Source organism: Arcicella rosea, assembly GCF_014204325.1.
In the GTDB taxonomy this organism is placed as follows: Bacteria; Bacteroidota; Bacteroidia; order Cytophagales; family Spirosomataceae; genus Arcicella; species Arcicella rosea_A.
Genome location: NZ_JACHKT010000038.1, coordinates 14,701 through 36,279, shown reverse-complemented (window position 1 = coordinate 36,279; position 21,579 = coordinate 14,701). Strand labels below are relative to the sequence as shown.

Here is a 21,579-nt window from a genome sequence, read left to right as displayed (position 1 = left end):
CGTTGAAAAATCTTTATACCAAAGCACGAAAAACTGATTTGGGCTTTCAAAAATTATGTTATTTAATTCATTAGAATTTTTAATCTTTTTTCCCGTCGTAACGATACTCTATTTTTTAATGCCGTATCGTTTTCGTTGGCTGTTATTGTTGGTAGCGAGCTGTTATTTTTACATGGCTTTCGTGCCGATTTATATGCTGATTTTGGGTTTCACGATTGTGATTGACTATTACGCTGGTATTTACATCGAGCAGTCGGAGGGAAGTAGGCGGAAAATGTTTTTAACAATGAGCCTCATTACCAATATTGGTGTGTTGGCTGTGTTTAAATATTATAACTTTTTGAACGAAAATATCAGCTTTTTACTCAAAGGTTTTGCCCTTGAAAATCCGATTCCATATCTCAAAATTTTATTACCAATCGGTTTGTCATTTCATACTTTTCAGGCGATGTCTTATACGATTGAAGTATATCGTGGCAAACAAAAAGCAGAAAGACATTTTGGTATTTACTCTTTGTACGTGATGTTTTACCCGCAATTAGTAGCTGGCCCGATTGAAAGACCACAAAATGTATTGCATCAGTTTTATGAGAAATTTGATTTCGATTATCAAAGAGTAACCGATGGATTAAAATTGATGGTTTGGGGAATGTTCAAAAAAGTGGTAATTGCCGACCGCTTGGCGGTGATGGTGAATCAAGTGTATGATAATCCTTTTGAGCAAAAAGGTATTCCACTTTTGGTAGCGACTTCGCTTTTTTCAATTCAAATTTTTTGTGATTTTTCAGGATATTCCGACATCGCTTTGGGTTCTGCACAAGTAATGGGTTTTGATTTAATGAAAAATTTTGACCGTCCTTACTTTTCAAAAACTATTTCAGAATTTTGGCGTCGTTGGCATATTTCGCTTTCTACTTGGTTTCGTGACTATCTGTATATTTCAATGGGTGGAAATAGAGTTTCAAAATGGCGAAGAGAATACAATGTTTTCATCGTTTTTTTAATGTCAGGCATTTGGCATGGAGCGAGTTGGAATTTTGTTATTTGGGGAGCTATGCACGGTTTTTTCTTGATTTTTGCTAACCTTACTGTTGACTATAGAAATAAAATTGTAGCAATAATCGGGATTAAAAAGTCACCTTTTTTCTATAAAATTATTCAGATTTCAACTGTTTTTTGCTTGACAAGTTTTGCATGGATTTTCTTCCGTGCAGTTGATTTTAAAACGGCTTATTATATCGCAACTCATTTATTTACAGGAATTGGTGAACAGCTTTCGCAGATAAGTAATAGAGGTTTTATTGAAAAAAATATCTTTTTGGGTCAAGGCATTTCCAATTTTGCAATGGTAGTTTTTGCTTTAATTGTTATGGAAACGGTGCATTATTTCCAAAGAGGACAAAGTTTAAGAACGGTGTTGAATCAGCAACCAGTTTTGTTTCGTTGGATACTCTATTATGGTATCATTTTGGCGATACTTTTCTTAGGAATGTTCGATGCACCGTCGCAGTTTATTTATTTTCAATTTTAAGTTCTGAAGAGATTTTTCAAAAAAAGTAAAATATATTACTCCAAAACCGCAAATTTTCCCGAAATTTGCGGTTTATTTTTTAGCATAGTTTTCGGGTCGCTTCTTTCTGCTATCCGAATTCAGCAATCCGAAATCGAAAAATGTCCGAAAAAATTCTTATCCTCGACTTTGGTTCACAAGTCACTCAGTTAATTGCCCGTAGAGTTCGTGAACTTAATATTTATTGCGAAATCCATCCATACAATAAAATTCCAGCGATTGGCGAAGACGTAAAAGGCGTAATTCTATCAGGAAGCCCATGTTCTGTGCGTGATGAAGACTCTCCACGAGTGGATTTGAGTCTTTTTAGAGGTAAATTACCTGTATTAGGCATTTGCTATGGAGCTCAATTATTGGCTTTTACAAGCGGTGGAGAAGTTTATAATGCTGGACATCGTGAGTACGGAAGAGCTAAATTGCAAAAAGTAGCCGAAAATCCATTGTTGAACGATGTTTCTGAAAACAACCAAGTTTGGATGTCGCACGGAGATACCATCATGTCGATTCCAGAAGATTTTGAAATCATTGGTTCAACAGAATCAGTAAAAATTGCCGCTTTCCATATCAAAGGAGAACAAACTTACGGTATCCAATTTCACCCAGAAGTAACGCACTCTTTAGAAGGAAAAACGATGTTGAAAAACTTCGTAATTGGCGTTTGCGGATGTTCTCAAGATTGGACGGCAGATTCATTCGTTGACATAACTGTAGCTGAATTGAAAGCACAATTAGGCGACGATAAAGTAGTTTTAGGACTTTCGGGTGGAGTAGATAGCTCTGTTGCAGCGGTTTTGATTCACAAAGCGATTGGCAAAAACCTTTACTGTATTTTTGTTGACAATGGTTTATTGAGAAAGAATGAATTTGAAGACGTTCTGGATTCATACAAAAATCTTGGTTTGAATGTAAAAGGTGTTGATGCGAAAGAACAATTTTATACCGCATTGGCAGGTTTAAGTGACCCAGAAGCAAAACGTAAAGCGATTGGTAAAGTATTTATCGACGTTTTCGACCAAGAATCTCATTTAATTGAAGATGTAAAATGGTTAGGACAAGGAACAATCTATCCGGATATTATTGAATCTGTTTCAGTTAGTGGAGGTCCTTCACAAACGATAAAATCTCACCACAATGTTGGCGGTTTACCTGATTATATGAAATTGAAAATTGTTGAGCCACTAAAAACTTTGTTCAAAGACGAAGTACGTTTGGTGGGAAAAACATTAGAAATTCCACAATTTATTTTGGGTCGTCATCCATTCCCTGGACCAGGTTTAGGAATTAGAATTTTGGGTGATGTTACGGCAGAAAAAGTACAGATTTTACAAGAAGTTGACCATATTTTTATCAATGGATTGAAAAATAAAGGCTTCTACGATAACGTTTGGCAAGCAGGTGCGATGTTATTACCGATTCAATCAGTAGGTGTGATGGGCGATGAGCGTACTTATGAAAGAGTAGTAGCGTTGAGAGCGGTTTCATCTGTTGACGGTATGACGGCAGACTGGTGTCATTTACCTTATGAGTTTTTAGCAGAGATTTCTAACGAAATTATCAATAAAGTAAAAGGTGTAAACAGAGTAGTTTATGATATTTCGTCAAAACCACCAGCAACGATTGAGTGGGAATAATCAACAAAATTCTTTAAAAGCAGAGAGCTCGATAAATTGTCGGGCTTTTTGCTTTTGTTTTACAGAAGTACTTATCAGAATCTAGTTTTACTAATCATCAATCAATGGCAAAACTATTTGTCAATCACTCATTTCTAATTACTTCTTACCGTTTAATAATTTTTTAGCTTGATATTTTTACATATTTATTAAATTTGATTTTAAACTCTAAAAGTCTAACAAAATGAACAAAATCACCTTATTCCTCCTCTTAGTAATTTCAACTATTTCTCTTGTTTCTTGTGAAGAAAAATTTGGTCCAGATGTTGACCCAACACCAGCAGCAGCTACTATCATAGGTAAGTGGTCGTTTAAAAGTTTGGGTACAATCACTAACAAAAAAAGCTACGAAATGTTACCTGCTGACTTTTCGAAAATTCCTGGTGCTACCTCGTCGAGTGGAGATTCAATTTCAAGAGCGTTGACTTATGAATTCAAAACTGATAGTACTTATATTGCTGGAAATGATTCAGGAAAATGGAAATCTTCAAGTGATGGAAAAACAATCGTATTGACTTCAAAGGTATCAAGAGGTTTTGATGGAAAACTTCAGGTACTTACTTTCTCTGTATTAAATTTAACAAAAAACGAACTTATGTTTGGCTTAAAGAAATTTGTTGCAGATGCAAATGGCAAATTTGAGGACGGAAGTTTTGAAGATTTATTTGATTTACTCTTGGGAACGCTTGCTTTGCAATATAAGGGAACTGAGCAAGAAATTAAAGAAGTAACCTCTTTTCAAGGTACAATTAATCTTAAACGCTAGTTAGCAAAGTAATCAGCCATTACTTTATTAATCATACTTTTACATTCAATTTTGCGTTTTCCAGAAATTGAATGCTAATTGATTTTATTTTAACTGAAAAATTCAACCCATGAAGATTAAATTCTTGCTGTTTTTGGCATTGATAACATGCCTACCTACTTTCGCTCAGAAAGTAACTCAAAATGCCAATTACCAGTTTTTTATTGATTTAACAAAAGTTCAAAACGATAAATTAGAAGTATCCTTAACTACTCCTAAAATCTCGAAAGATGAAGTAGTTTATAATTTTCCTAAAATTGTTCCGGGTACTTATGCCAATTATGATTTTGGTCGTTATATTTCTGGATTGAAAGCTTTTGATGAAAAAGGTAAAGAATTGTCTGTCACGAAGGTTGATGTTAATAGTTATAAAATAAAAGGAGCGAAGAAACTCAATAAAATCACGTATTTGGTAGATGATACTTGGGATTCACCTGAGATTTCTGGCGAATACGTTTTTGAACCTGCTGGAACGGATATTGAAGAAAATAAACTTTTTGCAATTAATACGCATGGTTTTTTCGGTTACTTCGATGATTTTAAACGTAATACTTACGAACTTACTTTCAGTAAACCAACAGGTTTTTATGGAGCTTCGTCGTTAACGGCTTCTAAATCAGACGATAAAAAAGATGTTTTCAGTGTGCCAAACTACAATGATTTGGTCGATGCTCCAATCATGTATTGTAAACCTGATACAACAATTTTGAAAGTGGGTGGTGCTGATATTTTGATTTCGGTTTATTCTCCAAACAAAAAAGCTACTTCTGCTGAAATTGCTGAAAACGTAAAAACTTTGTTGGAAGCCCAAAAAGAGTATTTAGGAGGTACTTTGCCTATCAAAAAATATGCTTTTGTAATTGTACTTTCTGACAATTTGAAAAACGGAAGCTACGGTGCTTTAGAACATTCTTACTCTTCTTTTTATTATTTGCCAGAATCTTCTTCAGAGGAGCTTTCGCAAACAATAAAAGACGTTTGTTCGCATGAATTTTTTCATATCGTAACACCGCTAAGTATTCACTCGAAAGAAATTGGAGATTTTGATTTTAACAAGCCGAAGATGTCTAAACACCTTTGGATGTATGAAGGAATGACAGAATATGCGGCTGGACACATGCAAGCGAAATACGGTTTGATTGAATTGCCAATGTACATGAATATGCTTCGTTCAAAAATTGGAAATATGTACGACCGTTACAAAGATGATATTCCTTTCACAGTAATGTCGGCAGATGTATTGGAAAAATATAAAGACCAATATCAAAATGTATATGAAAAAGGTGCTTTAATTGGACTTTGCTTGGATATTAAACTTCGCCAATTGTCTGGTGGAAAATATGGTACTCAGAATTTGATGAGAGATTTATCAAAATATTATGGAAAAGATAAATCATTTAATGATGATGAGCTTTTCGATAAAATTGCTGAGGTAACTAAATTCCCAGAAATTCGTGAGTTTTTTGCAAAATATGTAGAAGGAAAAGAGCCACTTCCTTTAGAAGAAACCTTGAATAACGTTGGAATAAATTTCCAAAAAACGAATAAGAGACTTGAAAAAACTTTAGGTTTCTCTGTGTATAACCTAGGTATCAATCCAGAAACAAAAGGTATTTTTATCATTGATGAAGATGGAATTGATGCTTTCGGGGCGAAAATGGGTTTCAAAGCTGGTGACGAATTGGTTTCTTTAAATGGAAATGCTTTAGGTTTAGAAACGTTCAGAGCTACTCGCTTAGATTTTATCAATAATGCCAAAGAAGGCGATAATGCTGATTTTGTGGTGTTGAGAAAAGACGGAGATAAAAAAGTAGAAACGAAACTTTCGGCAAAAATCTTTATTCCAGAGGTAGTTGAGAAAAACCTTCTTTCTCCGATGGAAAATCCAACTGAAGCACAAGTTACTTTGCGTAAAGCTTGGTTAACACCAGAAGAACAATAATCAAAATAATCAAAGCCAGTCATTTTATATTCGACTGGCTTTTTTTATTCTTAAACCCATGCAACGAAAATAATGCCATTGATGTCTATTCTTTAGTTTCCTATCACTTTATATTTAACCGAATTTAAACTCTTCCAACTATGAAACCTAAACAAACCTATTTGTTCCTAATTTTCAGTTTCTTATTGCTCCAAGCTTGTAACAATAATGATTGTGGTTGTGTTACTCCACCTCAGAGCGGTTATGGCTTTTTCTATCCAATTTATAAACAATATGTTGAATACGAAGTAGAAGAAACACAATATGCTTTAAGCCAAGAACCTTTGGTAAAAACCTACCAAATAAAAGAATTGGTAGATAGTTTTTTTACAGATATTGATGGAAAAGAAGCCATACTTATTAAAAGATTTCATCGCAATAATGAACAGCAAGCTTGGAAATTAGACTCTGTTTTTACCTCAAAAAGACTACAGGATAAAGCTTTGAAATCAGCCAATAATATTACCTATTTGAAGTTTATATTTCCTTTAAAAGATAAAATGACTTGGGATATAAATCAATTTAATGATTTAGGGAAAGATGAAGTAATCGTTGAAAATCTTTATAAGCCTTATACTGTCAACAATCAATATTTTCCGATTACGGTTGGAATTGTTCAACAAAATGATTCTACCTTAGTTGATTTAAAAAAGAAAATAGAAGTTTATGCAGATGGAGTAGGTTTGATTTATGCAGAAAAAACAGCACTCGCTTATTGTAATACTCCTGATTGTATCGGCAAAAGTAAAGTTGATTTTGGAACACGTTTTATCATGAAATATAAAAAGAATGGAAAAGAGTAATACTTATCAATTTGTATCACCCTGTAAAATACTGATTTTAATACTCTTTTTTGAGGGCTTACTGAGCTTTCAAACTGCTTTTACACAAGCTTTATCTGCCAAATATCTTTTAGTTTTTAAAGACAAAAACAATTCTCCTTATTCAATTACTCAGCCTTTAGCTTATTTGTCTGAACGCTCACTGGCTCGTCGCCAGAAACAGAAAATTGCTTTTACAATGAAAGATTTACCCGTTAATCCTAGTTATATCGAAGAAGTAAAGAAGAAAGGAGCAAAAGTAATTTATACTTCACGTTGGATGAATGCCGCTTTGATAGAATGTTCTTCCACCGTTTTGAATAACATTCTACAATTATCTTTTGTGAAGGGTTTAGAAGTTAATACTTCAATTGATAATCCGAATAATAGAACAGCCCGAAAATCATCTAAGTTTGAAAGTTATGAAACCAATGCCCTCAATTATGGTTTATCCAAAACTCAAATTGAAATGATTGGAGCAGATAAAATGCACGAGCAAGGTTTTCATGGCGAGGGAATGTTGATTGCAGTATTGGATGAAGGTTTTAATAATGCCAATAATATTGCAGCCTTAAAGCCCCTTTTTGATGAAAATAGGATTGTTGGTACTTATGATTTTGTGAAAAACGAAAAGCCTGTTTATGAAGATGGCGGACATGGAACATCTGTTTTATCATGTATGGGTGCTTATTTAGATGGACAAATCGTTGGAACAGCCTATAAAGCTTCCTTTCTATTATTACGTTCAGAAGATGCTTTTTCGGAATACTTAATTGAAGAAGCCAATTGGCTTTTTGCGGCAGAATATGCCGATAGCGTTGGGGTTGATTTAATCAATTCGTCGTTAGGGTATAGTACTTTTGATGATGCTAGTACCAATCATAAATATTCAGACCTAAATGGAAAAACTACCATTGCTGCTAAAGCGGCTACATGGGCGGCATCTGTTGGGATTATTTGTGTAATAAGTGCTGGAAATGAAGGAAATAGTGCTTGGCGATATATTTCAACACCTGCGGATGCCGATTCAGTTCTTACTGTAGGTGCAGTAGATGCGTTGAAAAATTATGCACTGTTTAGTTCTATTGGTCTTTCAGCAGATGGAAGAATAAAACCTGATTTAGTTGCGATGGGGCAAAGCTCCGCCATTGTTACTCCTAGTGGAACGGTTAGCACAAGTAGTGGAACTTCTTTTTCTTCGCCTATTTTATGTGGAATGGTAGCGGGTTTTTGGCAAGCGAATCCAACGCTTACGGCGATGGAAGTGATAAATAGGTTAAGAAAATCTGGCAGCCAATATGAAAGTCCAGACGAACGATTAGGTTATGGTATTCCTGATTTTACTAGAGCCAATACACCTACTGTAGTTTTATCTACCCAAGATGAGAGTAATGCCATTTTTAAAGCATATCCGAACCCGACTTTTGGAGAAATTACAATTCAACTTAACGAGACTAAAGTAAATCAATATTTTACCAGTTTAATGGACATTACTGGCAAAACACTACTTTATCAGCCCATCAATTCCCCAATCTTCAAACTATCATTAGCACATTTAAACACAGGAACATACTTTCTTCGCATTGGGAATCAAAGTAAAAGTACTTTGATGAAGGTTTTGAAAGTGGAGTAAATACTGTTTTTCATCTCTTGATGAGACACTACAAACAACAATATGCTCCGAAATTCAAACTAATATCCCTTATTCTTATACTCTTACTGAACAAGTAAGCCAACATTCTAAATATTTTTTACAACACTGTTGTTTTATTGAAATTTTACTCTATATTTGTAGAGTAAACTACATAAACATAGAGCAATGCAATTGTCGAAATCAGAAGAGCAATTAATGGAAGTAATCTGGAAGCATGAAAAAGTTTTCATGAAAGATTTAATTGATAGTTATCCAGACCCAAAACCCGCTACAACAACCTTAGCCACTTTACTAAAAAGAATGCAAGACAAAGGTTTTGTAGCTTATAACCTGTTTGGAAACTCCCGACAATATTACGCTTTAGTGAAAAAGTCAGATTACTTTTCGAAGCATGTAAAAGGTATGATTGAAAACTTTTTTAACAATTCACCCATGCAATTTGCTTCGTTTTTTACAACCTCTACAGATTTATCATCCTCAGAATTAGAAGACCTTAAAAAAATTGTTGAACAAGAAATCAAAAGAAAAGAACAATGATAACCTACATCATCAAAATAGTTCTCTGTTCGGCTGTGTTTATTTTTACTTATAAACTACTGCTTGAAAAAGAAAAGATGCACAGTTTTAATCGAGGCTACTTATTGCTAAGTATGCTATTGTCATTGGTGATTCCCCTATTAACCTTTCATTATGCTACACCTACATTACCCATTTCAGGAGATGAAATCTTGCCAACTAACTTTATAAAGGAGAATAACATCGTTCAAGAAGTATCAACTATTGAAAAGACAGATTACACTTTATTAGTGTTACCAATACTCTATGGCTTGATTAGTACTTTTTTCTTGCTACGTTTTATCATTAATCTTAATAAAATTCTTGCTAAAACCCGCAACAGTAAAACGATTCCTTTTAATAATTCCCAAATAGTCTTAACCAATGAAGCATTGAGTCCTCATAGTTTTTTGAATTATTTATTTGTCAATAATCAAGAATATATCTGTGGAGGAATTGAAAAGGAAATTTTATTGCATGAATACGCACACATTCAGCAGAGGCATTCTTATGATATTCTGTTGATAGAAATACTACAAATAGTTTGTTGGTTTAATCCATTCCTATTGATGTATAAAAAAGCAATACAGCTAAATCATGAATTTTTAGCAGATGAAGCCGTGATAAATACATATCCAAACGTAGCCAGTTATCAGTATCTACTGATTGAAAAAGCCAGTAAAAGTAATACGTATCATCTATCAAGTTCTTTCAATTATCTCATAACTAAACAACGATTAATCATGATGACTAAATCAAAATCACCTCAAAAGGCTTTATTCAAGCAATTGGCTGTTATTCCAGTGTTGGCAATAGCTATATTTGCATTTAGTACAAAATCTTTTGCACAAGAAAAGCCTAGCAGCTTTCCAAAAGCTAAACAAATAGCTGTACCTGCTACTCAAGATGGCGTTTCGCAAGCATTATTAGATGAGTACGAGCAAATTGTTAACAGTAAAAAAAATAAAAAAGGGATTCCTTCGGCATTAAAGTTTACAGAAATAGATAGAAAAAGGTTAGAGACTATTTATTTATCAATGAGCAAAGCTCAACAAGCCAAACAGCTTGTAACATTTGTGCCAAGTCTCCCACCATTTCCAAAGACTGTTCCAACACAAGAGCAAATCGAAGCTTGGAAAAATGATAAGATTTATGGCGTTTGGATTGATGATAAACGAGTAAATAACGCCGTATTGAATAAATACAAAAACACTGATTTTGCACATGAATTTGTAAGTAAGCTAGAGAAAAATGCAATCAATTATGGTAAGCATTATTATCAGATAGACTTAATGACGAATGAAGGCTATGAAAAATATTATAAAGAGGAGACGACAGGAGGAAATAGGTATTATATGTCTATTTACGTAGGAATTAAACCTCGTAAAATGATTAAGAAGAGCTGACCTTCTGAAGGTTAAGAGTAATATGAAGAGCTTTGTTAAATTTTCAAAATTTAGCAAAGCTTCTTTTTTTAGAAGTTTCAAAAGTCCTAAAATCTACAAATTCTAAAGTCGGAAATAAATGTTGAGTAATTATCTCAGTTGAAAAAATAGCTTTTGATAAAGTATTTTCTAAGTAAATTTACTTTAATCAAAGAGCTGTTTTTGAAGGAGACAGCGATAACGTTATCCAAATCTTACAAAGACATGAATTTTAAAAACTTGATTTTAGGATTACTCATTTTTACCAATTTTTATACATTTGGTCAAGTGAAAGCTCCTTCCCCTCTTTTTCCGATACCAAACCAAAACCAATTGAGATGGCAGCAAATGGAATATTATTCTTTTGTCCATTTTTCAGTGAATACTTACACTGATATGTCGTGGGGAAAAGGGGATGAAGACCCCAAAATATTCAATCCTGATAAATTAGATTGCCGTCAGTGGGCAAGAATATGCAAAGCCGCAGGTATGAAAGGCATTATTCTTACCGCAAAACACCATAGTGGCTTTTGCCTTTGGCCATCAAAATACACGGATTATTCAGTAAAAAACAGTCCTTGGAAAAATGGAAAGGGCGACATGGTGCGTGAGATGGCGGATGCTTGTAAAGAGTATGGTTTAAAACTAGGAATTTACCTTTCTCCGTGGGACAGAAACCATCCAGACTACGGAAAACCTGAATACATTACTTATTTCAGAAACCAATTGCGTGAACTTTTAACCAACTACGGAGAAATCTTTGAAGTGTGGTTTGATGGTGCAAACGGTGGCTCTGGTTATTATGGCGGAGCTAATGAAACCCGTAAAATTGACCGCACTACTTATTATGATTGGGAAAACGCGTATAAACTTGTTCGTTCTTTACAACCTAATATCGTAATCTGGAACGATGGTGGCGACAGAGCAGACCTTCGTTGGGTTGGAACAGAAGCAGGCTATATTGGCGAAACCAATTGGAGTTTATTGAACGACAAAGGCGACGTTCCCGAAGAAATGCTTCGTTATGGTGTTGAAAATGGCAATGCTTGGGTGCCTGGTGAAGTAAATACTTCTATCAGACCCGAATGGTTTTATCATCCAAAAGAAGATAGCCAAGTAAAAACGTTGCCACAATTGATGGATACTTATTATAATTCTATCGGTAGAAACGCTACTTTGTTATTAAACTTTCCCATCATGCCAAATGGCTTGATTCACCCTTTTGACGAAAAAGCTGCCTTAGATTTTGGTAAAGCCGTCAAAGAAGCATTTGCTATAAACCTTATCAAAGAGGCAAAGGTGGTAGCTTCCAATGTGCGTGGAAACGACCCGAAATTTGGAGCGAACAAGGCAATTGATGTAAGTACCGAAAGTTATTGGACAAGCGATGATAAGGTAAAGTCTGCTAGTTTGACTTTCAATTTTGCAAAACCCACTACCTTCAATCGCTTTTTGGTTCAGGAGTATATCAAATTAGGACAAAGAGTAAAAGCCTTTACTTTAGAAGCCTTCGTGAACAATCGGTGGGAGGAAATCGCCAAAGAAACAACGATAGGCTATAAACGTATTTTACGTTTCAAAACGGTTAAAGCTACCAAACTCCGTTTGAATATTATAGATGCCAAAGCTTGTCCATTGATTTCAAATGTTGGCATTTACGATGCTCCTCAAATATTAGTGCCACCCGTAGCCATGCGTGAGCGTTCGGGAGATGTTCGTATTATTCCTGCGGACATGGAATCACAAATTTATTATACGCTGGATGGAAGTACGCCAACCTTGAAATCGAATCAATATACCGAGCCTATCAAAACTGACGATGGTAAAGTAGTATTAAAATGTATTAGCTACGACCCAAAAAGTAAAAAGACAAGTGCTTTGACAGAAGCAAAATTTGATGTTTCAAAAAGAAATTGGAAAATTGTTGGGATAGAAGACAAAGAAGCTAATAATTTGTTGGACGGCAATACTGACACGCAATGGTATCAGAAAAATACGCTAAAACTGCCGATAGACCTTGTGATTGATTTAGGTAAAATTCAGAATATTAGCGGATTCAAATACTTGCCAGACCAACATTGGTGGGGTTCAGGAATTATTACACATTACAGTTTCTTTGTATCTGAAAATGGGAATGATTGGAAACAAGTAGATGAAGGCGAGTTTTCAAATATCAAGAACAACCCTTTGTGGCAAACAAAAACCTTTAGCCCAAGCAAAGCACGCTATATAAAACTAAGAGCTTTGAAAAATACCGAGGACAATGATAGAGTTGGTTATGCAGAGATTGATGTTATTACGGAATAGGTAGGTTATTACGAATCAAATTTTTCCACTTATCAGGCGAATTAATTCGCCTGATAAGTGGAAATTTATTTTTAGGAAGATATTCTAAATGATGCTTGAGAGATGTTTTGTGTCAATGATGAGATGTTAAGTGACTATGGAGATGGGCTAAAAACACGCACAACATTAGAATTTAGGAAAATGCTTGCAAAGCAAAAGCCCTTTAGATGAATTGGATATTTAGAAATAAATACTTAGTTTTAAAACAAAACTGAACTAAATAGAAATGTACTAACGAGTTCAGATACATGCAACATAACCGCCATAAATTATAAAAAAACAGGGCTTTATTGCGGTTATATACTCGTTGTATGCCATTTTAGAACGACACTGCAATGAAATATAGAGAAATTGAACCGAATGGATTTTTAAACAACTTTGTGAAGTGTTTTTGGTTTTACGAAACTACCACAGAAATTCAACACACCATTTTACCAGATGGTTACTTTGACTTTATTGCAGAGTTTGAGAATGATAATTTGACAACTGTTAAACTGACAGGAATTTGGACAAAACCTAAAGAAATACAAATTTCTAAAAACACCAAATTACTTGCCATTCGATTTAAACTTTTAGCCATTGAATATATCTTCAAAAAAGAGATAAAATCTATTTTAGATGCAACTGTAAATTTATCGTTTTCATTTTGGAACATTGACAAATACAAAAGTGATGAATTTGAAAGATTCATTACTGAAATATCAAATAATTTAGACACTTCGATAAAACATTTGAAGCAAATTGACAATAGAAAACTAAAACTGTTTGACTTCGTTTATGAACAAAAAATTAAAACTGTTGCTGAAATTTCAAAAAAAGTGTTTTGGAGTAGCCGACAAATAAACAGGTATTTTCAAACACAATTTGGTATTAGACTAAAAGAGTTTTTAAACATTGTGCGTTGCAACGCTACGTACGAAGAAATATCAAACGGTAATCTAAATCCTAATGCTGAATATTTTGACCAAGCCCATTTCATAAAAGAAATTAAGAAATATACAGGTGTAACGCCAAAAGAATTAAGTCAAAACAAAAACGACCGATTTTTACAATTATCAAAGATGGATGAAGCGTAATTTTGCGACTTAATTTTAAATTCAAATAAAAATGAAGATAAGCAAACTTTCGCCAAACTTTGAAGTAACCGACATTAGAAAAACAGTTGCATTTTATGCAGAAATTTTTGGTTTTAACTTAATTATGGCTGTTCCTGAAACACAAGACGGAATAGACCAAACTTTTGCAGAAAATAAAGAATATGTTTATGCAATGATGCAAAAAGACAATGTAGAGTTTATGTTTCAACGTTCAGACACATTTAAAAATGATGTTATTTTTTCAAGAGGGCAAAATATTGGTGCAACAGTTTCATTTTATATGGACGTAGAAGGCATAAAAGAATTTTATCAAGACTTAAAGAATAAAAACATTGAATTAACCGAACTAAAAACAACTTGGTACGGTATGCAAGAGTTTTACCTAAAAGACTTAAACGGATATATTCTTGGATTTGCTGAAAAAGCCCAATAAATATGAACATAGAAGACGTAAGAAAATTTTGTTTGTCGCTTAAGGGAGCAGAAGAGAAAATGCCTTTTGACGACAAAACACTTGTGTTTTCAGTTAAAGGGAAAATGTTTTGTGCAACGGACATTACAACTTTCGAGTTTTTAAACTTAAAATGCGACCCAGAAGAAGCCATAACTTTAAGAGAGAAATATAGTGATGTAACACCAGGTTACTATATGAATAAAAAACTTTGGAATAGCGTAAAAACGACAGGAAAAATAACTGACAAACAAATGAAAGAATGGATAACAAACTCTTATAATTTGGTCGTAGCAGGACTTCCGAAGAAAACGCAAAAAGAACTGACTGAAGAATAAAAACGGCATACAACATGGGTTTGCCAAAATGGGGGCAGAAGTGCTAAATTGAACATTTGGAATTCTATTGAACTTTTGTGCTAAATTTGAACATTCGTGCCTTGAAATCCCCCACTTCGGCAAGCCCCGAAACGTTAGGTGCAAGTTAACCAGATCAACCGGAAACCGACTGTATGACCAGGAAGATATAACAGAAATAAAAATTTAAAATGAAAGACTTAAACCACTACGTTGACAAATACAAAGAGCAACTCAAAAATGGCGACATTCAAGAAGCATACGTTGGACTTGTTAAGTATGTAACAAGACTTGGGACAACATTATCCAAAAACCTTTCAGAACACTATTCATTCGGAAGTCTTTTCCAAGGGTATATGGACTATACCTATTTTTACTACTCAAATGACTTCCTGAAAAAGAGAAAACTGAAAATGGGACTTGTATTGAACCATTCAAAAATGCAGTTCGAGGTTTGGCTTCTTGGACAGACAATTCCAATTCAAGAAAAATTTTGGGAGTATTTTAAATCGACAAAGTGGAATAAGGACAGAACGACCAGACCTCAATATTCTATTCTTGAAACTGTACTAATAGAGAAACCAAACTTTAATGACTTGGAGAAACTATCAAAACAGATTGAGAACAAATTAGTTTCAGTTACTGACGAAATAATTGAAGACATAAAAAAGAGTAAATTGACATAAAAAACCTGCTCCTAACATGGGTTTTGCGTCAGGCAGGCTGACGTGCAAACATAGATCTTTGTGCTTCTATTGAACTTTAGTAATAAATTGAAACTTTGTGTTTCGAAACCCGCCCGAACGCAAAGCCCAAAACCGTTATAAGCCATTTTAATACGACCATGATAAGACAATTTTTAATCATATTCATTTTGACGATTTTCTTTTCGTGCGGGCAGAGAAGCAATATTAGTGAAAGTAAAATTGACACCATTGATAATTCCTCAGTTGACACTCTTTCAACACAACCTATTAACAAACAAATCGACCAAGACAACGATTGCAGTTATGACAATCAAGTATCAAGTCTAGGTATTGGTTTAATCATTGCACCACCAAAATTTGAAATTTATAATGACAGTTTACTGAACGATAAAATCGCAAGTTGGGATATGTATGAAGATGAAAGCAAAATAAATTTATGCTCAAAATTTTTCAAGCCTGACTACGGAATAATGCATTTTGTGTGTATAGCAAAAAGTGAAAAAGCATATAAGGTTTTAGTGAACTTTTCCGATATTAAATATTTACCTAAGACAAAAAATTATGACTTCAAAACTTGGGACGAATACATATCTCAATCTTTCGGAATAAGACGGCTTACAAATGATAATGGAGACATTTCAAAAAAATACACATTAAGAATTAAACCCGAAGACAACGCAGACACATTGGTAATTCCTAAAGGACACGAGCTATTTTGTCCAATGGAAATTAAAGGTGATTGGATAAAAGTGAGATATGATTGTTTCTACAATGACGAAAATAATTCATATGAAGGTGAACCTTGCCACAATTATATTGACAAATGCAAAAATCCATTGACAGGTTGGTTACTATGGCGACAAGAAAACCATTTACTTATTGACATCTTTTTGATGCCATGACCAACGCTAGTCCAAGTATTTTTTCAATAGACCCCCTCGCTGGTCTAAGTGTTTTTTCAATAGACCCACAAATAAATGCTTCTCTGACTGCACATTTTGCTACCTTAATTATTCTCATAATTCCTTGTTGCTAATAATCAAAAGTTGTCAGTAAGACACTGACAACGGCAAAGAGGCAATCCCTTATTGTTGCCTTTTGTAGGTACAAAAAGCCAAACAGTAAAGCAAGAGTTTTGCAATACAAACAACGGAAAGTATTCTCATCATTGGTTCGTTGCTTTCGCCCGTCTCGTTGGTAACAATACCAACGATGGCTAAACGGAAAGTAATCACTAATCTCCAATCTTGTTTCTTGCCTCTTGCTTCTTTAGTCTTTTCTAAAGTCCCAAATCCCCAATCCAAAATCTTGCCTCTTGCTTCTTTAGTCTCCCCTAAAGTCCTAAAGTCTTCAGTCCTAAAGTCCCAACAAAATACCGTTTAATAAAAAAGCGATTAAATTTTCCTCCATTTTTTACGTCCCAATCGAATTTTTCTTTATGTTTGAAGTATCGCAAAATTTGGTAGTTGCACCTGATATTCGACACCGATAAACCATCTTTAGCGAAACCCTTTCGTTGCCATTATCATTCAGAAAATTTACGTTCCAGCTTCTTTTTGAGAGAAGAAATTCTTACAAAACGATTGCACCTTTCTGGAGATTTCGCCCCGAAAACAGCATACTCTTACACTTTTGTAAATTTTAAACATCCAATAAAATGAGTAACACAAACAAAATCTCAGCCGTTTTGCCCGAAGCAGACAAAACCGCAACCCTCGCTTTACTTGAACAAGTAAAAACCAAATTGCCTTTTTTGATTAGTACGCCTATTGGACAAAAACCTAAACATAAAATGGGACCCAGTAGTGTAGAGTATGTTGGACTTTGCTTGGAAGGAGTTAGAACATATCCAACCAAGATGAGAGCAGATTTTGATGCACCCGAATTTGAACGGGATGTGAATTTGATTAGTCAGCTATGGAGTGTACGCATAGCGGTGGCAGATTTATTAGCAAGAATTGATGATACGATGGATGCCGCAAGTGCTGATGCAATGGTTACTTCTGATAAAGTGTATGATTCACTAAAAGGAGCAGCCAAGGAAGACGGAGCGATTAATGAGCTTTTAGCCAGAATAGCCTTGAGATACAAAAAGAAAAATAAGAAAGGTTAAAGTCCTTTAATTATTTTTGGAATGATAAAGATGGCTAGTGAAGTCAACAACCACTAGCCATTTTTTGTGTCTGATAGATGAAATGTAAAGTGATTCCCGAGAGATATATTGTGTCATCGAAGAGATAAAAAGTGATTCCCGAGAGATATATTGTGTCATCGAAGAGATAAAAAGTGATTCCCGAGAGATATTTTGTGTCATCGAAGAGATGTAAAGTGATTCCCGAGAGATATTTTGTGTCATCGAAGAGATAAAAAGTGATTCCCGAGAGATATTTTGTGTCATCGAAGAGATGTAAAGTGATTCCTGAGAGATATTTTGTGTCATTGAAGGAAAAATTAGTTTCAATGAATGAGCGGACGCTCATTTTAATTTTAAGTCGTAGGAGAGCCTACGACTAGTTGGGGGAATGTCGCTCATAATCAAGTACATGGCTATTATATACATGGAAAAATGCAGGAACATAATTGGACTCACGGTTCCGTTTGCGATAAAACAAATACCGTATTTAATTACTTTTGAAAGGTAAATGGACAAGATGTAAGAGGGAATGTGCCAATGGCTGTAGATGTTCCAATCATCATAGTAGATTAATCTCATGAAAAAATACTTATTTATCGTTTTACTGTATTTGGTAGGTTGCCAAGATTCAAAAAAACAAGTTGAAAATTTTCCTAATGGCATTTGGATACCAGCAAAATTGCCCAAAGATGGCGATTTTTCGATAGTATATATTAGAGACACTTCTTATTCAAGTGTTTTAACTCAAAATTTAGTTTTAACTGATTCTATATATTTAATGACAGAGCCTGGGTTTATACTGGAAAAAGGCAAAATTGACATTCTCTCATCTAATGAATTTGACATATCACACAGAACAATATACAAGACGATTAGGCTATTTGGAGAATCCTTACCTAGTAGTTTGAAGAAATCGGAATGTATATTGCTATCCGACACACTCAAAATAAATCAAATTAAATATATACAAAGTAGGAGAATAACAGATGAATCTATAAAAAAAATAATCAGTGCGAGTGAAAACGTAAGTTTTTAAAATTTTCCCTCGCTGGTCTAAGTGTTTTTCTCTTAGACCCACCAATAAAATGAAGTCTCAGACTGCACATTTCCGACACTATTGGTATTTGTCATTTTGACCAACCATATTAGACGATAAACCAACATAGAGAAATAAAATGAAGCGACATATAATTTTACTTCTAACCGTCTTTACAGTATTATCAAGCTGTAATAATTCTAATTCTGAAAAACAAAAAGAGTTGGAGCTGAAAGAGAAAGAATTATCTCTCAAAGAACAAGAATTAAAACTTAAAGAGAAAGAGAATACTACACAAACTAATACTCCTCAACTACCTGTTGACAAAGTTGAACCTGCTAAAAACAGCGAACTATCCAATGTTGAAAATTTAATCGGTTATTGGTTTGTACCACACGGGGCGACAATAAACATTAAATTTAAACGTGACGGAAATTTTGAATTTAACGACTATAAGGTTAAGCTCGATAAAGAAGAGTTATTAAAAGGTACTTATCAATTAGAGAATGGAACATTGACACTTTTTTATGATGACAGACCTAAGCAAAAATTCAAATTTTATAAAGGTAAAAACGGTGATGAAAATTACTACATAAAAAAGACAGGTTACTATTTTGTGAAAGGTGAAAATGGGTATGACTATCAAAACTAAATTCTCGCTGGTCTAAGTGTTTTTTTCACTTAGACCCACAAATAAATGCAGTCTCAGACTGCACTCAGAAGCAAAGCGTCACTTGTTTTACATGAAGTATTTTTCAAATAGCCTCTTAATACAAAAATTAGATTCAAATTTAACATTACCTAATTGATAAACTTTTTTAACGTAGCAATGAAAATGAATGCAAAAAAGAAATTATCAGAAATGACTGTGGATGAGCTTTATGCTGAAAAAAGAAGGTTGGATGATGCAATACCCTCTGCCAAGAACACCAAATACTTACTGGCTAGTATTTCTTTCATGGTTATTACTATTGCATTAGCTATTTACGCCATGAAAGATAGTTTTAGCTATATCTTAACAGGGATAATTCTTTGGATGGTTTACTCTTTTATTCAAAAAATTAAAGCTGGCAATGAAATTATTAAAGAAATAAAATCACGTCGCTAAATATATTGGTCTCGTTGATGGTAGATAATTTTTACAAATTTCTGACAGCTTATAAAAGTTTGGTTTTGTTAGACGGTATTTTCAAAACATTGGATGATTATAAATAGTAAAAACGTAAAAAATGAAAGATAAAATAGGTTTTAATATTGTTTTTGCCATCATAGCCTTCCCAATAGGCTTGGGATTGCTTAGAGAATTTGATTTTCACAGTTTTGTATTTAGAAATCCAGCATTAGGTTTTATTTACCTCACAACATTTGTTTTCAGTTTATTTATGACATTTAAGAAAAAAAAGGACGAAACTGAGAAATAAATCCCCGTTGGTCTAAGTGTTTTTTAATTAGACCCAACAAAGAATGTAGTCTTGGACTGCAATATTAGTATCAAGTGATTTTTGAAAAGTAAATGATTTAACCCATGAAAAAGATAGGTCTAGTTTTGGTATTTGTATTATTTAATATGGTTGTTTTCGGTCAGGAAAGTATGACTTTCAAGCAAGCTGAGGAAATTGGAATTTCTAAAAAACTTGATAGTTTGTATCGTGGTGGGATAGATAGCGATTCAACAAAATCTGTTTTCAAAGACCAAAAGAGTTATATTCAGTCGTATCAAAAGTTTATATTTCAATTGGCAGATTTCTTAGCAAAAAACAATTTCAAATGGGGTAAGCAAGTAAGATGTTTTAACAGAATATATTTTTCAAAACAAGGCACAGTTGACTATTTCTTATACAACTTTAAGGAAGGGGAAATTACACCAGAACAAGAAAAAGAATTCAGGAATTTACTTCAAAAATTCATTCAGCAGGTGAAGTTTGGACTTAAAACGGATACACAATTTGCTCAATGTAGTCCTGTGAGATACACTGATTTGCCAGTAAAATAATTGTTGTGACTAATATCAGACCTAGAATCATATTTATAGTACTAAAAAGAATAATTGCCAATCCTTTAAACAAACGTAACAATAAATTTACCATAATGGGGCTATTAAAAAAACTTTTCGGACAGTCTGAAAAATCAACACCAACAGACAATCAATCGCAACAAGCACTGACACCTTGCAAAACAGAAGAAGAGCTTCTTGAGCGTTATGGAGGCATTGCACTTGATAAACAAATCGATTTTGGGACTGTAATCGGCAACAATAGTTGGGAAGTAGATTTACATAAAGGGACAATTAGTTTCGGAGAAGATTTAACCTTTCCAATGCAGGCACTTGGCACAATTTCTCATTCATCACAGACGTGGCTTTGGGCTTGGGCAAATACAAAATCAGGATTATCTGAAAGTATCGTTGAGCAATCTCTTCACTTAAAAAAGTATGGGGTAGAAAATGACATCGACCTTTTAACAAGCGAGAAGTTTGATTTTTCATCTGAAGAACTTCACCTAATTGGAATGATTGCTTCTGGAATGTTCAATTCAAGTGGCTACTATATTGCAGACTATGGACAAGGTGCAATGCTTGTAACCATCAAGGATAGCAAATTTGAAGGCGTAAATAATGAAAGTCACCAAAGAATTTTAACCGTTTTTCCTCAACTGATTTCACTCTTCGAAATGAACCATAAAAGTGCTTTCAAAAATTATTTGATGGCAAAAGGTTACAAACTGACGGAAACAGAAAATTCTATTGTAGGGACTAAAAACAGTGAATCAGTTTCTGGTCAGTTTGACGAATATTCCCGTCTAACAAACCTAAAAGGCTAAAATTAGCCATTTTTAGACTGAGATTTTCACTAGTTAAACTTAGGGATTATTGATGGTTATATTATACAAACACAAACATTGATTGTTAAAATAGTGAAAACTCAAATCAAATATCTAGTCTGGTTAAGGAACACGCTTATTGTTCTGTTTTC

22 protein-coding genes are annotated in these 21,579 nt (G+C 34.0%); 21 read left to right on the top strand and 1 reads right to left on the bottom strand.

Annotated elements, in window-relative coordinates:
- Positions 1–55: 55 nt before the first annotated feature.
- The 14 genes from HNP25_RS19025 to HNP25_RS18960 all read left to right on the top strand — a co-directional run bounded on the left by HNP25_RS19025 (position 56) and on the right by HNP25_RS18960 (position 16,339).
- Positions 56–1,531 (top strand): MBOAT family O-acyltransferase, encoded by a 1,476-nt coding sequence (locus HNP25_RS19025; RefSeq protein ID WP_184136869.1) that lies wholly within the window; start codon positions 56–58, stop codon positions 1,529–1,531.
- Between the two features lie 140 nt (positions 1,532–1,671).
- Positions 1,672–3,201 carry a glutamine-hydrolyzing GMP synthase gene (gene guaA / locus HNP25_RS19020; RefSeq protein ID WP_184136868.1) on the top strand — a complete coding sequence of 510 codons (1,530 nt, stop codon included), beginning with the start codon at positions 1,672–1,674 and terminating at the stop codon, positions 3,199–3,201.
- 223 nt (positions 3,202–3,424) lie between these two features.
- The gene (locus tag HNP25_RS19015) at positions 3,425–4,006 is read left to right on the top strand and encodes a hypothetical protein (RefSeq protein WP_184136866.1); all 582 of its coding nucleotides are present in this window, start codon (positions 3,425–3,427) and stop codon (positions 4,004–4,006) included.
- 109 nt (positions 4,007–4,115) lie between these two features.
- Complete coding sequence (locus HNP25_RS19010) at positions 4,116–5,987, top strand: M61 family metallopeptidase (protein ID WP_184136864.1); 1,872 nt, start codon at positions 4,116–4,118, stop codon at positions 5,985–5,987.
- Between the two features lie 140 nt (positions 5,988–6,127).
- A complete protein-coding gene (locus HNP25_RS19005; RefSeq protein ID WP_184136862.1) occupies positions 6,128–6,829 on the top strand; it encodes a hypothetical protein in 702 nt (233 codons plus the stop codon).
- Positions 6,816–8,480 (top strand): S8/S53 family peptidase, encoded by a 1,665-nt coding sequence (locus HNP25_RS19000; RefSeq protein ID WP_184136860.1) that lies wholly within the window; start codon positions 6,816–6,818, stop codon positions 8,478–8,480. The genes HNP25_RS19005 and HNP25_RS19000 overlap by 14 nt, the downstream gene beginning before the upstream one ends.
- Before the next feature lie 186 nt (positions 8,481–8,666).
- A complete protein-coding gene (locus HNP25_RS18995) occupies positions 8,667–9,038 on the top strand; it encodes a BlaI/MecI/CopY family transcriptional regulator (RefSeq protein WP_184136858.1) in 372 nt (123 codons plus the stop codon).
- The gene (locus tag HNP25_RS18990; RefSeq protein WP_184136856.1) at positions 9,035–10,462 is read left to right on the top strand and encodes a M56 family metallopeptidase; all 1,428 of its coding nucleotides are present in this window, start codon (positions 9,035–9,037) and stop codon (positions 10,460–10,462) included. Before HNP25_RS18995 ends, HNP25_RS18990 begins: the two co-directional genes overlap by 4 nt.
- 243 nt (positions 10,463–10,705) lie before the next feature.
- Positions 10,706–12,787, top strand: a complete 2,082-nt coding sequence (locus tag HNP25_RS18985) for an alpha-L-fucosidase (RefSeq protein WP_184136854.1) — start codon at positions 10,706–10,708, stop codon at positions 12,785–12,787.
- Positions 12,788–13,161: 374 nt separating this feature from the next.
- Positions 13,162–13,902, top strand: coding sequence for a DUF6597 domain-containing transcriptional factor (locus HNP25_RS18980; RefSeq protein ID WP_184136852.1), 741 nt, complete (start codon positions 13,162–13,164; stop codon positions 13,900–13,902).
- 31 nt (positions 13,903–13,933) lie between these two features.
- The gene (locus HNP25_RS18975) at positions 13,934–14,356 is read left to right on the top strand and encodes a VOC family protein (protein ID WP_184136850.1); all 423 of its coding nucleotides are present in this window, start codon (positions 13,934–13,936) and stop codon (positions 14,354–14,356) included.
- Between the two features lie 2 nt (positions 14,357–14,358).
- Entirely contained in the window at positions 14,359–14,712 is a 354-nt protein-coding gene (locus HNP25_RS18970; protein ID WP_184136848.1) for an MmcQ/YjbR family DNA-binding protein, read from the top strand.
- A gap of 209 nt (positions 14,713–14,921) precedes the next feature.
- Entirely contained in the window at positions 14,922–15,416 is a 495-nt protein-coding gene (locus tag HNP25_RS18965; RefSeq protein WP_184136846.1) for a DUF7000 family protein, read from the top strand.
- Positions 15,417–15,574: 158 nt separating this feature from the next.
- A complete protein-coding gene (locus HNP25_RS18960) occupies positions 15,575–16,339 on the top strand; it encodes a hypothetical protein (protein ID WP_184136844.1) in 765 nt (254 codons plus the stop codon).
- A gap of 183 nt (positions 16,340–16,522) precedes the next feature.
- On the opposite strand, the gene HNP25_RS18955 is transcribed toward HNP25_RS18960, so the two are convergent.
- Complete coding sequence (locus HNP25_RS18955; RefSeq protein WP_184136842.1) at positions 16,523–16,741, bottom strand: hypothetical protein; 219 nt, start codon at positions 16,739–16,741, stop codon at positions 16,523–16,525.
- 353 nt (positions 16,742–17,094) lie between these two features.
- On the opposite strand from HNP25_RS18955, the gene HNP25_RS18950 reads away from it, so the two are divergent.
- From HNP25_RS18950 to HNP25_RS18920, 7 genes are all read left to right on the top strand, one after another.
- Positions 17,095–17,550 carry a hypothetical protein gene (locus HNP25_RS18950; RefSeq protein WP_184136840.1) on the top strand — a complete coding sequence of 152 codons (456 nt, stop codon included), beginning with the start codon at positions 17,095–17,097 and terminating at the stop codon, positions 17,548–17,550.
- A 598-nt stretch (positions 17,551–18,148) separates the two neighbouring features.
- Positions 18,149–18,607: a hypothetical protein gene (locus HNP25_RS18945; RefSeq protein WP_184136838.1), complete on the top strand. Its 459-nt coding sequence runs from the start codon at positions 18,149–18,151 to the stop codon at positions 18,605–18,607.
- A 139-nt stretch (positions 18,608–18,746) separates the two neighbouring features.
- Positions 18,747–19,259, top strand: a complete 513-nt coding sequence (locus tag HNP25_RS18940) for a hypothetical protein (RefSeq protein WP_184136836.1) — start codon at positions 18,747–18,749, stop codon at positions 19,257–19,259.
- Between the two features lie 183 nt (positions 19,260–19,442).
- Positions 19,443–19,715 carry a hypothetical protein gene (locus HNP25_RS18935; RefSeq protein ID WP_184136834.1) on the top strand — a complete coding sequence of 91 codons (273 nt, stop codon included), beginning with the start codon at positions 19,443–19,445 and terminating at the stop codon, positions 19,713–19,715.
- A gap of 121 nt (positions 19,716–19,836) precedes the next feature.
- Entirely contained in the window at positions 19,837–20,028 is a 192-nt protein-coding gene (locus tag HNP25_RS18930) for a hypothetical protein (RefSeq protein ID WP_184136832.1), read from the top strand.
- A 104-nt stretch (positions 20,029–20,132) separates the two neighbouring features.
- On the top strand, positions 20,133–20,600 hold the full coding sequence (locus HNP25_RS18925; protein WP_184136830.1) for a hypothetical protein: 468 nt from the start codon (positions 20,133–20,135) through the stop codon (positions 20,598–20,600).
- A 95-nt stretch (positions 20,601–20,695) separates the two neighbouring features.
- Entirely contained in the window at positions 20,696–21,427 is a 732-nt protein-coding gene (locus tag HNP25_RS18920) for a DUF6882 domain-containing protein (protein ID WP_184136828.1), read from the top strand.
- The last annotated feature ends 152 nt before the right edge of the window (positions 21,428–21,579 follow it).